Source organism: Zhenhengia sp. (genome assembly GCF_046966505.1).
GTDB classification, from domain to species: Bacteria; Bacillota; Clostridia; order Lachnospirales; family Cellulosilyticaceae; genus Zhenhengia; species Zhenhengia yiwuensis.
Genome location: NZ_JBKVCH010000006.1, coordinates 37,041 through 51,221, shown reverse-complemented (window position 1 = coordinate 51,221; position 14,181 = coordinate 37,041). Strand labels below are relative to the sequence as shown.

14 protein-coding genes are annotated in these 14,181 nt (G+C 34.2%); 2 read left to right on the top strand and 12 right to left on the bottom strand.

Annotation, left to right across the window (positions count from 1 at the left end; translation table 11 throughout):
* Nucleotides 1-26: 26 nt before the first annotated feature.
* The 9 genes from ACLTBU_RS08500 to ACLTBU_RS08460 form a co-directional block, all read right to left on the bottom strand.
* The gene (locus ACLTBU_RS08500) at nt 27-1,556 is read right to left on the bottom strand and encodes a 2-isopropylmalate synthase (protein ID WP_337530771.1); all 1,530 of its coding nucleotides are present in this window, start codon (nt 1,554-1,556) and stop codon (nt 27-29) included.
* A gap of 23 nt (nt 1,557-1,579) precedes the next feature.
* On the bottom strand, nt 1,580-2,575 hold the full coding sequence (gene ilvC, locus ACLTBU_RS08495) for a ketol-acid reductoisomerase (protein WP_177671495.1): 996 nt from the start codon (nt 2,573-2,575) through the stop codon (nt 1,580-1,582).
* Between the two features lie 62 nt (nt 2,576-2,637).
* Entirely contained in the window at nt 2,638-3,132 is a 495-nt protein-coding gene (ilvN, locus tag ACLTBU_RS08490) for an acetolactate synthase small subunit (RefSeq protein WP_177671496.1), read from the bottom strand.
* An 11-nt stretch (nt 3,133-3,143) separates the two neighbouring features.
* A complete protein-coding gene (ilvB, locus tag ACLTBU_RS08485; RefSeq protein WP_320651593.1) occupies nt 3,144-4,751 on the bottom strand; it encodes a biosynthetic-type acetolactate synthase large subunit in 1,608 nt (535 codons plus the stop codon).
* A 367-nt stretch (nt 4,752-5,118) separates the two neighbouring features.
* Nucleotides 5,119-6,105: a tetratricopeptide repeat protein gene (locus ACLTBU_RS08480; protein ID WP_177671498.1), complete on the bottom strand. Its 987-nt coding sequence runs from the start codon at nt 6,103-6,105 to the stop codon at nt 5,119-5,121.
* Nucleotides 6,106-6,234: 129 nt separating this feature from the next.
* A complete protein-coding gene (locus ACLTBU_RS08475; RefSeq protein ID WP_320651592.1) occupies nt 6,235-6,624 on the bottom strand; it encodes a hypothetical protein in 390 nt (129 codons plus the stop codon).
* Between the two features lie 275 nt (nt 6,625-6,899).
* Nucleotides 6,900-7,973: an ethanolamine utilization protein EutH gene (gene eutH / locus ACLTBU_RS08470; RefSeq protein ID WP_177671500.1), complete on the bottom strand. Its 1,074-nt coding sequence runs from the start codon at nt 7,971-7,973 to the stop codon at nt 6,900-6,902.
* A 16-nt stretch (nt 7,974-7,989) separates the two neighbouring features.
* Nucleotides 7,990-8,589 (bottom strand): lysine exporter LysO family protein, encoded by a 600-nt coding sequence (locus ACLTBU_RS08465; RefSeq protein WP_177671501.1) that lies wholly within the window; start codon nt 8,587-8,589, stop codon nt 7,990-7,992.
* Nucleotides 8,582-8,857 carry a LysO family transporter gene (locus ACLTBU_RS08460; protein WP_177671502.1) on the bottom strand — a complete coding sequence of 92 codons (276 nt, stop codon included), beginning with the start codon at nt 8,855-8,857 and terminating at the stop codon, nt 8,582-8,584. The genes ACLTBU_RS08465 and ACLTBU_RS08460 overlap by 8 nt, the downstream gene beginning before the upstream one ends.
* Nucleotides 8,858-9,354: 497 nt before the next feature.
* On the opposite strand from ACLTBU_RS08460, the gene ACLTBU_RS08455 reads away from it, so the two are divergent.
* Nucleotides 9,355-9,705: an ArsR/SmtB family transcription factor gene (locus ACLTBU_RS08455; protein WP_177671503.1), complete on the top strand. Its 351-nt coding sequence runs from the start codon at nt 9,355-9,357 to the stop codon at nt 9,703-9,705.
* A gap of 1 nt (nt 9,706) precedes the next feature.
* The gene (locus tag ACLTBU_RS08450; RefSeq protein ID WP_320651591.1) at nt 9,707-10,078 is read left to right on the top strand and encodes a NifB/NifX family molybdenum-iron cluster-binding protein; all 372 of its coding nucleotides are present in this window, start codon (nt 9,707-9,709) and stop codon (nt 10,076-10,078) included.
* A 39-nt stretch (nt 10,079-10,117) separates the two neighbouring features.
* On the opposite strand, the gene ACLTBU_RS08445 is transcribed toward ACLTBU_RS08450, so the two are convergent.
* Genes ACLTBU_RS08445 through ACLTBU_RS08435 form a run of 3 tightly spaced genes read right to left on the bottom strand, consistent with a single transcriptional unit; the run spans nt 10,118 to nt 14,133 of the window.
* Nucleotides 10,118-11,959 (bottom strand): ABC transporter ATP-binding protein, encoded by a 1,842-nt coding sequence (locus tag ACLTBU_RS08445; protein ID WP_177671505.1) that lies wholly within the window; start codon nt 11,957-11,959, stop codon nt 10,118-10,120.
* Nucleotides 11,946-13,682 (bottom strand): ABC transporter ATP-binding protein, encoded by a 1,737-nt coding sequence (locus ACLTBU_RS08440; RefSeq protein ID WP_177671506.1) that lies wholly within the window; start codon nt 13,680-13,682, stop codon nt 11,946-11,948. The genes ACLTBU_RS08445 and ACLTBU_RS08440 overlap by 14 nt, the downstream gene beginning before the upstream one ends.
* Nucleotides 13,675-14,133, bottom strand: coding sequence for a MarR family winged helix-turn-helix transcriptional regulator (locus ACLTBU_RS08435; protein WP_177671507.1), 459 nt, complete (start codon nt 14,131-14,133; stop codon nt 13,675-13,677). Before ACLTBU_RS08435 ends, ACLTBU_RS08440 begins: the two co-directional genes overlap by 8 nt.
* Between the last annotated feature and the right edge of the window lie 48 nt (nt 14,134-14,181).

The window sequence follows — 14,181 nt, the reverse complement described above, 5'->3', positions numbered from 1 at the left end:
TAGTCCCTGCACCTAGTAGCTTAATTTTATTTTTTTATGCTATCTAAATCATAAAGCATATTATTGATTGCAGATAAGTAAGCCAAAATACTTGCTTCTACAATATCCATACTTACGCCGTGACCGTTATAAGTTTTATTCTTACATTTAATTTTAAGATTTACCTCACCTTGTGCATCTGCTCCACCTGTAACAGAATTAATAGAGAAGTCTTCTAACGTGAATTTTTTACCTACCATCTTATCAATAGCTTTAAAGGATGCATCAATAGGCCCATCATAAGAAGACATAACATCTTCAAGCACGGCTCCTGTTTTACAAATAAGTCTTACAGCTGAAGTAGCTGTAATAGTATTACCTGAATTGATAACAAAGCGCTCTAATGTATAAGTCTGTGGAATAGCCACAGTTTTTCTACGCACAAGTGCTTCAATATCTTTATCTGTAACAACTTTCTTCTTATCTGCAAGCATCTTAAATTGTTCAAATGCTTTATTAAGCGCCTCTTCTTCAAGGGCATAGCCCAGCATCCCTATACGATCTACAAAAGCATGACGACCTGAATGTTTGCCAAGTACCATTTTATTTTCTGTAAGCCCTATAGACTCTGGCGTCATAATCTCATAAGTACTCTTATTAGTGAGTACCCCATGTTGGTGAATCCCCGACTCGTGTGCAAAAGCATTTTCTCCTACAATGGCCTTATTAGGCTGTATTTTCACCCCTGTTATACTGCTTAGAAGCTTACTTGTTTTGTAAATCTCTTTTGTCTGAATATTAGTTGTTAAATCATAAAGATCTTTTCTAACACTAAGGTTCATAACAAGTTCTTCAAGTGCTGCATTACCTGCACGTTCTCCTATTCCATTAACCGTACACTCAATCTGAGTTGCACCAGCTTTAATAGCGGATAAGGAGTTAGCTACAGCCATTCCTAAGTCATTATGACAGTGTACTGAAATATCTACTTTATCAATGCTAGGGACATGATCGCGAATACCTGCTATTAAATTGTAGAACTCATCTGGACTTGTATATCCTACTGTGTCTGGAACATTAATAACTGTTGCACCTGCCTTAATAACAGCTTCAAATATCTGATAGAGAAAAACTGGATTACTTCTTGATGCATCTTCTGCTGAGAACTCTACATCTTCACAGTATTTTTTTGCATACTTAACCATTTCTACTGCATTTTGCAGTACCTCTTCTGGCGTCTTTTTTAACTTATACTGCATATGTATATCTGATGTTGCTAAAAAGGTATGTATACGTGGATATGCTGCACCTTTTAAACTCTCTGCTGCTGCATCAATATCTTTAGTAAGGGCTCTTGCTAGGCTCGCTACTCTTGTGTGCTTCACTACTTTTGCAATTTCATGAACAGACTTAAAGTCTCCTGGTGAAGCAATTGCAAACCCTGCTTCTATAACATCTACACCTAGTCTTTCCAGTTGTAGGGCCATCTCTAGTTTTTCACTAAGATTCATACTGCATCCTGGTGATTGCTCTCCATCCCTAAGTGTCGTGTCAAAAATTTTAATAGCTTTTGCCATAAGAAAAGCCCCTCCTTCATTTATTAGTCTTCTTTAATCCAACTCATCATTTTTCTTAACTCTTTACCTACTGACTCTACTTGATGCTCTGCTTCAATTCTTCTAACAGATCTGAAGTATGGTCGATTGGCCTGATTTTCTGATATCCAGTTTTTAGCAAATGTACCATTTTGGATTTCTGTTAGTACTTTTTTCATTTCTTTTTTAGTTTCATCTGTAATAACACGTGGTCCTACTGTATAGTCTCCATACTCTGCTGTATCTGAAATTGAATATCTCATATATTCAAAGCCACCTTGGTTAATAAGGTCAACAATAAGTTTCATTTCATGTACACATTCAAAATATGCACTTTCTGGTTGATAGCCTGCTTCAACTAATGTTTCAAAACCAGCTTTCATAAGTGCTGTTACACCACCACAAAGTACAGCTTGCTCCCCGAAAAGGTCTGTTTCTGTTTCTTCTTTGAAGGTTGTTTCTAATATTCCTGCGCGCGCTCCACCAATACCATCTGCATAAGCAAGTGCAATATCTTTTGCATCTCCTGTTGCATCTTGGTAAACAGCGATAAGACACGGTACGCCTTTACCTTCTTGATATTGACTTCTTACTGTATGTCCTGGTCCTTTTGGAGCAATCATAACAACATTTACGTCACTTGGTGGTATAATCTGTCCATAATGAATATTGAAACCATGAGCAAATGCAAGCGTTTTGCCTGTTGTAAGCCCATCTTTAATACTTTCTGCATAAAGTTTTGCTTGTTTCTCATCGTTAATTAAAATCATAATAAAGTCCGCTGCTTTTGCTGCATCAGCTGCTGTCATAACAGTAAGACCTGCTTTTTCAGCTTTTTCCCATGATGGACTCCCATTGTAAAGGCCTATAATAACCTCTACACCTGATTCATGCAAATTAAGTGCATGTGCATGCCCTTGACTACCATAACCAATAACTGCTACTTTTTTACCCTTTAATAAATTTAAATCACAATCTTTTTGATAATATAACTTTGCCATAATAAAATCCTCCTTATATATAATCCATATGTTATTTTATTTATAAGGCTTCTTTGGAAGTCTTAATTTTTTAATTCATTTTCTCCTCTTTGAAGCGCAGTAAGCCCTGTTCGCACAATTTCTTTAATACCATAAGGCTGTAGCATTTCAGTAAGTGCTTTGATTTTACCTTGATCGCCTGTAGCTTCTAAAATTAATACTTCTTTAGAAACATCTACAATATGTGCTCTAAAGATATTAGCAATCTCTATAATTTCAGCACGATTTTCATGATTAGCTCCTACTTTAATAAGTGCTAACTCTCTATAAACTGCACTTGTTTCATTAAGTTCTACAATTTTAATTACTTCTATTAGTTTATTAAGCTGTTTTTTGATCTGCTCTTGCATCTGCTTATCCGCTTTCGTTACAATAGTCATACGCGAGATAGAAGGGTTCTCTGTTTCACCCACGGATAAACTATCAATATTGTAACCACGTCTACTGAAGAGACCAGATATGCGATTTAATACTCCTGAATGGTTCTCAACCAGTGCAGAAATTACATGTTTTTCCATATTCCACCTCCTTATAAAGTGCTTTCTTTATCACTTACAATAAACTCCAAAAATTGAGGCTTACCGCTTGCTATAGCTTGTTTAAGTATTTCTTCTACCTTATCTGGGTCATCTATTCTATATGCCTCTATACCATACGCTCTTACGATAGCAGCAAAATTCGGATTCTTAGGAAGACCTACACCATACTCTTTTGTTTCGAGTTTTCTTTGGATCTCCCTTACCATTCCAAGTCCACTGTTATTGAATAAAATCATAATAGGATTTACATGCTCCTGCACAAGCGTCCCTAATTCAAAAAAACTCATTTGGAAACTTCCATCTCCAAACACACCCACTACCTTACGAGATTTATTTCCTATTGCAGCACCTATACATGCTGGTAATGAATAACCCATAGTACCAAATCCACCTGAGCAAAGTATTTGGCGATTTCCTTTAATCTCCATATTGCGCATAGTCCAAAACTGATTCTGTCCTACATCAGCTGTAATAATCGCTTCATCATCTAATAAATTCGATAATGTTTTAATAACTGTCTTCGGATTAATACTGTGTTCATACTTTATGTCTGCTGTTTTCTTCTTATGATTTAAAATGGTTTCAATCCATTCCTTCGTTTCACTTGTTTTAATGAGTTCGTTCATAACCCTTAGGACTTCTTTTACATCCCCTACAACCGGAATATGCGCTGCTGTCATTTTGCCAATCTCTGCTGGATCTATATCAATATGAATAATATTAGCTTTTTCATCCAAAATCCCTGCATTAGCTACAGCCCTATCTGCAATACGTGCTCCTATAAAAAGGATTGTATCTGCATGCTTAAGCGCCCAGTTAGCATGATAATAACCATGACTTCCAATCATTCCTAAATTATAAGGCGAATATGTATCTAATGTTCCTGTTCCCATCAGTGTATGCACCATAGGAATATGAGACTTCTCTATCATATAAGCAAGCTCCTCTTTTGCTTGCCCAAGGTGAACGCCCCCTCCTGTGCAGATTAAAGGTCTTTTACTATTAAGTAAGAGTTTGATAGCCCTTTTAATCTGTCCTATATGTCCCTTAATTGTTGGTTTATAGCCAGGTATGTCTACCTTTTTAGGATAGTTAAAGTCTATTTGTGCATCTTGAAAATCCATAGGTAAATCAATGAGTACAGGTCCTGGCCTTCCTGTTCTGGCAATATAGAAAGCTTCCTTTACAATCCTAGGGAAATCCTTCGGATTTTGAAGCAAATAGCTATGTTTTATAAATGGCTCAGTACAACCTGTAATATCTACCTCTTGAAAGACATCTCTGCCTATTAAGCTAGATTTAACCTGCCCTGTAAAAATAACAATAGGAATAGAATCCATATATGCTGTTGCAATACCTGTCACTAAATTGGTTGCTCCTGGTCCCGAAGTTGCAATACATACTCCTACTTTTCCTGTAGTCCTTGCATATCCACTTGCACTATGTACGGCAGCCTGCTCCTGCCTTACTAGTACATGATGTATACTGGAAGCTCTCAAAGATTCGTAGACAGACAGGACTGCTGCTCCCGGATAGCCGAATACTGTATCGACTTGTTCCTCCATTAAACATCTTACTAATACATCTGATAACTTCATCTTTGACCCCCTTATATACATAGATAAATAAAAATCTCATCCATTAAGGACGAGACGGAACCTTTTAATTGCATTTGTCTGACAATTCAATTTATAAACATTGTACCAATTGTATCTATAAGTGTCAATATTTTAACTCTAATTAAATATTGTTTTAAAAAACTTTGTGAGTTTTTACAAAGCCTTCTTAATATATCAAAATTCTATTTATTTTTTCAGCTTTACATAAGTTATTTCTTGTAATCTATAGCATTTTGATTGTATGTAATACTTAAAATTTCATTTGTTTACATAATCATATTAGCAAACGCAAAAAAGGCATTATTTGGAATATTATACCTTTCCAAATAATGCCCTCTCTTTTTTGTTACTTTTGTACAATACGTTTATAAATTTCTTTTACAACTGGATTATGTTTTTCCTTTTCATAAGCAAGCTTAATATCTTTTTCTGCTTTTTCACTATCCCCTTTGATAAAGTAAGTATATGCACGCTCTGCACGTACATGGTGATCTTCAGGTCTATGATTTAAATATCTATCAAAGTATGGCAATGCTTTTTCATATTCTTGTTTTAATCCTGAGATAAGACCCAGACAATAATATGCCAAATCATTATCTTCATCAAGTCCTACTACCTTATTATAAAGCTCTAATGCTTCATCATACATTTTTAAGCTTAAAAGAATACTTGCTTTACATTCATAGCCTAGCGTCTCATTTGGCTCTTCAGCAATGGCCTTATTAAAGCACCTAATAGCTTTAGCATATGCATCTTTGGCTAAAAATTCATCTGCTTTATAGAAATAACGCTCATAGTCCATATTAATAGAAAGAACACCATTAAGTTCTTTTTCTGTAAGAACTAAATTCATACAGTCTCCTGCATAATTATGGATATATGCTCTAATTTGTGCAAGCTGTTCTCTTTCCATATGATACTCAACTGGCACATCTACTCCCTCTACAATATAATTTCTTTCTTCCATAGGAAGAAGGAGACTTCCCCTTGCTGGCGCTACAATACTATAAGTTTTTTCAAATCTCTCACTATCTAATGTAAACTCTGTAATAGCTTGTCTGTAAATAGTCGCATCTTTATACCAGCCAACAATGCACGTTTCTCCGTTACGATTTGGTGCAAGCCATACCACAAGTACATTTTCTACCTTATTATCATCCACCGTAACGCCTTCTAATTCTTCTATTTTTATTTCATCAATTCCTCTACCATACCCATAGTAGTAACCATTTGTATATTGAAAATTATAACCACAAGGAGGCACTTCTTTTTCTTCATCGCCTTCCCCTACATAATATTTCATCCAATCCATTGTAATAAATAATATTTTCATTACCTGCTCTCCTATTTGTATAATAAATGTCTTCTTATAGCTTATCATATTCTTCTATTATAAATCTACAAAACTTATAAAAAATAGCCTAGAGCACCTATATCATCATAGGCTAGCTCTAAGCTACTTCTATTGAAGAATAACAAAATGACCAATTATAGGCAATTCTTTTCCTTCACCCTTACATGCATTAATAATACCTATAATCATTAAGGCAAAAAGCCCAATACTAGCAATACCTACTACCACATTAATCAGTAACATGATAATACCAAAGATCCATCCTATAAGAGGAAGCCCTGTGCAAATTCCTAATATAATACCTACTATAAAATCTGCTACACTTAAGGCTATTCCTGAAAGGAATAATACAAGCCCTTGATTAGTATGAAACTTTGCATAACGGGAGTCTTTACAAACAATAAGTGGGATAATAACTAAAAATCCTAAATAAGCTAAAATAGCATACACTTTATTCTTGGCTACATCCTGTGAGTCAAATACTTGGACCTCTGACATACATTCTTCCCCCTATCTCTAAATTCACTTTATTATAATCTAAATTTTTAAATAAATCAAACCAATTATATGTATAAAAAATAAGCATCTATAAAGATGCTTAAAGATTACTTATTTTTCTTTGGTGTGATTTCATCAGCTACTTCTAAATTGATATTTTTGTTCTTCTTAGATTTAGCACTTGCCTTTTCTTTGTTATTCTTGTTCTTAGCCATGTGCAAAACCTCCTCATATAAATTTTAAAGCATTAAAAGGCTTGCCTATTTTTAAACATTTTATACCTCTTTATAAGTTAATTGAACAATAATTATAGCCAAAACAGCACCACTTATCTTCGAAACAATAAAAGGAATAACCATTTCACTAGATAACGTACTTACAAAAGCTAACTGACCACCTAAAACAAAAGCACCACTAATAGCCACTGCGCTGGCTAAAACTTTCCCCTTATGATCCATATGCTCAATTTCAGCAAATGTAAGCAAATTACTTGCAAGACTACCAATCATCCCTACAATAGTTGTTTCATTTACTTTAAGTACTTTTGCAATAGGCCTACAGTATCTTATTATAAGATGCTCTACTACTTTAAGCATTGGATAAGCACCCGCTAAGAATAATCCTATTCGTACCACAATTTCTGCTGCTTCACTTAATGGAGGAGTATGCACTGGTAAAATTGAAATACCTAGTACAACTTCAAGTCCTACAGCAATTAATCCGATAATACTCATAGTAACAATAACCTTACTTAATATGTCAAAGCACTTTACTATCTGATTCGTATAACGCATTGTACAATACGCCAGCACAAAACTAAGTACAAAAAGTGGCATACAATTTCTAAGCAACTCATATATACCTATCCCCTGTACAAGGCCTCCTATAAATGATCCAAAAGGAAGGGCAATAATCCCTATTACAAGACCTCTTAAAAAGAAAGGTAAGTCCTCTTTTTTAATCATTCCTAAAGCAACTGGTATAGAAAAACTAATCGTTGCACCTAAGTTAGATGCCAGTAGTATACCGGAAAAATCTGCCATTTGACTATTCATAGCCAGATTCTGTGCTAATTGGTAGCCTCCCATATCTACAGCTAAGAAACTTGCTGGAACAAGAGAAGGATCTACTTTAAAAATACTTGTAACCGGAAGAATTACAGCCATAAGCCCTTCTGTTAAAAGAGGGGCTAGTATATAAATCCCTATCATATTAAGTGCTAAGCTTCCTGATGCCTCTACACCTTTTTTAAATTGAATTCCTAAACCTAGCTTACTTCCAAATATGTAGTCAAATCCACTTATTAAAAGGAACAAAGCTATAATAAAAAATAAAATCTCCGTTACCATCTATCTCTTCTCCTCGTTATAAAATACGATAAAATAGATTAGTGAGGACCGGTACCATCATGGAACAAATAACTCCATTAATAACAGCCATAATAACTACTTCTTCACTAGTATATTTAATGAGTACCGGAAGTGTAGTATCTTCACTTGTTGCCGCTGCTGGTGCAATTGCTGTATAGTGATTACAATATTTAGCTACTATAGGTATAAGCATAAAAGAAAGTATCTCTCTAAATAAATTCGCCAAAAAAGCTATAGTACCTAAATCGGCTCCAGCAAGGTCTGTAATAAGTACCCCTGATAAACTATACCATCCAAGTCCTGATGTAATAGCCACACTTACATTAAGTGGCATATCCATTAGTATACTACATAAAAATCCCCCTGCAATAGAACCTAGAATAATTCCTATTGGAATAATAAGTATTTTAATATGATGCTCTTTAATCTTACTAAATACTTGCTTATTAGCTCCTACACTAATGCCTACGGAAAACATAAGTACAACTAATGCTATATCTGACAAATAGCTGAAATTTACTACATGACTGGGTTCTAAAAAGAACTGCCCATATACCACACCTATTATTAAACTAAGTATAATAGCTTTAATCATTTTTCCTCTCCTTCATAAGATGCTTTGTTAACAGATACACTACTCCTACAGATAAAAGAATAGGAATAATAGCAAATATGAAGCCTTTTAACCCCATTCTAGGTAATTGACTCATAAAGTCATCATTACTTCCCAAATTTACTCCCATACAAAAAATCAGTATTACGATACTTACTACTTGTAATTTATTATTGTAGGTATGCCATTTCTGAGGAAAAATCCATCCTCCAATCAGCATTCCTATTGCCATAATTGTTAATATAACCATAGTCCAAACTAACCTTCTTTCATTCTATAAATGCTTTATAGCATTCTATTGCTTCTTCTTGAGCCTTAGCTCTAATCTTATCCAGCTTGTCATAATTTTCTTTTAAACAATTAATAAGATGATGAAGTATTTCATCCTCTTCATTAAGCTTCCCTTGCTTTTCTATAATTTCTATAAGAACAGCCTAAGTTCTATCATCTTTTTTGTATGAAGCACTGTATTTTTATCACTACCTATAATTAATGCATCAATACAATATACTTCTCCATTATGAAATCCCTTTCTATGTATAAATATATAATTATTTAACACAATTATAACATTTATCATTTATATTTAAAAGTTTTACCCCATAAAAATACTTTTAGCAATAATTATTGCCCTCACTCTTATTTTAATAATTTAAATTAATTTAAACTATTTGTTTTTACACTTGAATTTTCAAAATAAAGGTTGTAAGATTTAATTAAGCAATCACTTAATTAAATGGAGGCAGTATGACTTTAGCTATTCAAATTTTCAAAGCACTTTCTGATGAAACACGCGTTACAATTTTACTTTTGCTAGCACAGCAAAATGTATGTGCTAAGGGGATATCTAAGCGTCTTAATATTTCTGAAGCTGCAGTATCACAACATATTAAGATATTAAAAGAGGCTGGTATTATCATTGGTTATAAACAAGGGTATCGTGTTCATTATTCAGTGAATGAAGGTACATTAAATGCCCTTATTACTTTTATTAATGATTTAAAAGTTCCAGTCTCATCTGTAAAAGATACTTCTTGCCCTATGCGTGAAAACTGTCCTAAAACCTGCTGTCACCTTAAAACCCAAGGAGGAGAATAATATGAAAATATGTATTCCTGTATCAAAAAACGAAGGTCTATTAAGTATACCGTATGGCCACTTTGGCTCAGCACCACTCTTTATCGTAGTAGATTCTGAGACAAAAGAGGTTACACCTATTAAAAATGGTGACCTTCACCATGAGCATGGCAAATGCCATCCTCTACAAGCTCTCCAAAACACACCTGTTGATGTCGTTCTAGTAGGGGGTATTGGTCAAGGTGCCATTAGTAAACTTAATGCTATGGGCATTAAAGTATATCAAACAACTACAGGTAATGTAGAAGATAATATGACTTTATTCTTAAGTGGTCAATTAAATGAATTAGATAGTACACATACTTGCTCTCATGATGGATGTGGACACCACTAAATATAAAAAGGAGTAATCTCTAGGGATTACTCCTTTTTATTATGCAATAATATCATCAAGGTCTATACCTTTTTTGAACTGACTGTTATAAAGGTTTGCATAAAAACCATCTTTTTCAAGTAATTCATAATGTGTGCCGCGTTCAATAATCTCACCATCTTTAAGAGCTAAAATCTGATCAGCGTTACGGATTGTACTTAAACGGTGTGCAATAACAAAAGTTGTTTTGCCTTTCATAAGGTGTTCCATAGCTCTTTGAATAGCCACTTCTGTACGTGTATCAATAGAAGATGTTGCTTCATCTAAGATTAAAATAGATGATTTCATAAGTATTGCCCTGGCAATAGCTAGAAGCTGACGCTGCCCTTGTGATAAGTTGCTTCCATTATCAGATAAAATAGTATCATAGCCATCTGGAAGCTGCTTAATAAAGCTATGGGCATTAGCAAGTTTTGCAGCCTGCTCTACTTCCTCATCTGTTGCATCTAAGTTCCCATAACGAATATTCTCGCGCACACTTTCAGAGAAGAGATAAGTATCCTGAAGTACCATAGCAATAGACTTTCTAAGACTTTCTCTTGTAACTTTCTGAATATCGTGTCCATCAATTGTAATGAGTCCACTATCAATATCATAGAACTTTGTAAGTAGGTTGATAATCGTTGTTTTACCAGCTCCTGTAGGACCTACAATAGCAATAGTTTGCCCTTTTTTAGCTGTAAGTGTAGCATCTTTTAAAATAGGTTTTTCTGGTACATACGAGAAATGAACATCTTCAAGAATGACTTCGCCTTCTATGTTCTCCATATCTACTGCACCTACCCTATCCTGCTCTTTCTCCTCGTCCATAACTTCAAATACACGTTCTGCACCAGCTAATGCTGACTGAATGGTATTAAATAGGTTAAAAATCTCATTAATTGGTCTTGTGAAGTTACGCATATAAAGGATAAAACTGAAGATAATCCCTACTGTAATATCAAAACCTTTAAGCATTAAGTACCCACCACTTACTGCAACAATAAGGTAAGTAATATTATTAATACAGTTATTCATAGGTCCCATAAAGCCTGAGAAAGTTTGAGCTAAGATAGCTGTCTGAGTCAGGTTACTATTAATTTTACCAAACTCTTCTTTTACCTTTTCCTCTTGTGAAAAAAGTAGTACAGCTTTCTGTCCTGATACCATTTCCTCAATATAACCATTTAATTTGCCTAGTTCTGTCTGTTGCTTAATAAAGTAAGGCTGTGTACGTTTAACAACAACACGCATTAAGATAAACATAAACGGTGTAGTAAGCAATCCAATTAAAGTAAGTACCGGGCTTAAAAGAATCATAGCAATAAGCATCCCTACAATACTGATAATACCTGAAAAAAGCTGTGTTACACTTTGTGCAAGAGTCATATTAATATTATCTACGTCATTGGTTAAACGACTCATTAAATCCCCACTTGAATGACTGTCATAATATGCAAGTGGTAAACCTTGCATATTTCTAAATAAGTCTTTACGAATACTAAGTGTAGTTGTCTGTGCAATACGTACCATTGCTCTATTTTGTATGAATACAGATACACTACTTATAACATAAAGTACTAACATAACAAGACAGATTTTAGCAAGCCCATTCAAATCTCTTGTTATAATAAATTTATCTACTGTATCACCATTAAGCTTAGTTCCTATAATCGTAATAACTGTTGTAAGTAGTGTAATAAAGAATACAAACACCATAATGTATTTACTGCTACCTAAGTAATGTAAAAGACGTTTTACTGTAGCTTTTGGATCTTTTAACTTTTCTTTCTTATGATGCATCATAGGTCTTGGACCTGGTCCACCCGGTCTATGCGGTGCATTCTCTTTATGCTGAGACATTTTCTAATACCTCCTCACCTAACTGTGAAACTGCTATACTACGATAAATATCATTAGATGCTAGAAGCTGTTCATGTGTACCCATTCCTACAATATGTCCATCATCCATAACAATAATCTGATCCGCGTCCATAACACCTGATATACGTTGTGCAATCATAAAGACTGTGCTGCCCTTCATTCTTTGCTTTAAGGCTTGTAATAATCTCGCTTCTGTTGCCATATCTAAGGCACTTGAAGCATCATCCATAATAAGGATCTTAGGATCTCTTACTAATGTACGTGTAATAGAAAGGCGTTGTTTTTGCCCTCCAGATAAGTTTTTTCCACGTTGTTCCACCACGGAATTAAACTTATCTTCTTTATTGATAATGAATTCATATGCCTGTGCATCTCTTGCAGCATCTTCCATCATATTAGTATCTGCTTCATTATTACCAAACTTTAAGTTACTTTCTATAGTGCCTGAGAAGAGAATACTATCTTGAAGAATAACACCGATATTTTTCCTTAGGCTTTGTAAGCTTAAATCTTTAACATTAGTCCCTCCAATAAGTACCTCTCCGTCTGTAGCATCATATAGTCTAGGAATAAGACCTACTAATGAGCTTTTACCAGAACCTGTTGACCCTATAATCCCAACTGTTTGTCCTTGCTTAATTTTAAAAGATACATTATGAAGTACAGCTTCACTATGTTCATGATATTTAAAGGATACATTTCTAAATTCTACATCAAATGCCTCAAAATCTTTAGTATGTGTTTTATCTTTGATAGAAGACTCTGCTTCAAGCACTTCATTTACCCTGTCAGCTGAAGCTTTTGCACGTGAGAAGTTAAGCATAATCATAACTACCATAACAAGTGAGTTCATAATTTGAAGTAGGTAATTAATAAAGGCCATAATTTTTCCCGCTTCAATCCCACCAATATAAGCAAGGTTACCACCATACCAAAAAACGGCAATAACACTCAAGTTCATAACAAGTGTTACAACAGGCCATAAAATCATACTCATATTTTGAGCTTTAATACTTGTATCCATTAAATCCTTATTAGTAGCATCAAACTTTTCACGTTGTTTACCTTCTAATGTAAAAGCTTTAATAACGCGAATACCTAAAATATTTTCACGCATTACTAAGTTCACATTATCTATTTTACTTTGCATAGATGTGAAAAGGGGCATAGATTTCTTTAAGATGATTGTCATAGCAATTAGAATAACTGGCATAGCAATTACAAAAATAATAGAGAGTTTCATACTTAAAGCAAATGCCATCACAAGCCCCCCAATACACATAAGTGGTGCTCTTACCATAATTCTAAGTGCCATCATAAACATATTTTGTACTTGTGTAACATCATTTGTAAGCCTCGTAATAAGTGAGGATGTTTTGAACTTATCAATTTCTAAGAATGACAAAGCCTGTATTTTTTCAAACATTCCTGCTCTTAAATTCTCTCCCATATGCATACCTGCATAAGCTGAGAAATAAGTACATCCTATCCCTCCAATAAGACCTAATATGGAAAAGATAATCATTTTACCACCAAGACTCAATATGTATGTAGTATCACTATTTGCAATGCCAATATCTATAATATCTGCCATCAACTTAGGTTGCATAAGATCCATTGCAACTTCCAGCATCATCATAATGGGTGCTAAAATAGCACATATTATAGCAGATCCTTTTAAAAATCTTAAAAGTTTAAGCATCTTCTTGCTCCCTTCTATTCATATTGTTATAAATACGTTCTAAATAATCTATAAGCTGAGCATATTCTTCTTCAGAAAAACCTTCTAAACATTCTTTATCAAGTTGACTAAAGGTCTCACCTATATTCTTTTGTATATCTTTTCCTTTTTGTGTTAAAAAGACATTTAATATACGTCTATCCTTAGGGTTTGGTCTACGCTCAATCAATCCTGACTTCTCCATAATACCTAGAATGCTCGTCATTGTTGCAGCTTCTCTAGAACAATGAACAGCAATTTCTCTTTGAATGCAACCATCATTTTCAGATAGAAAATCTAAAATTTTAGGTTGTGCATGTGAAAGGTCAAGTTTCTCAAAATACCTACTACTTCTTCTTCTATGCAGATGTCCTACATTAATAAGTGCCATATGCAAGGTATTACCCCTTATATTTGAGAATTTATTCTCCATTATAAACCTCCTCTTTGAATTTAGTTAGATATCTAACTATTAGGTATC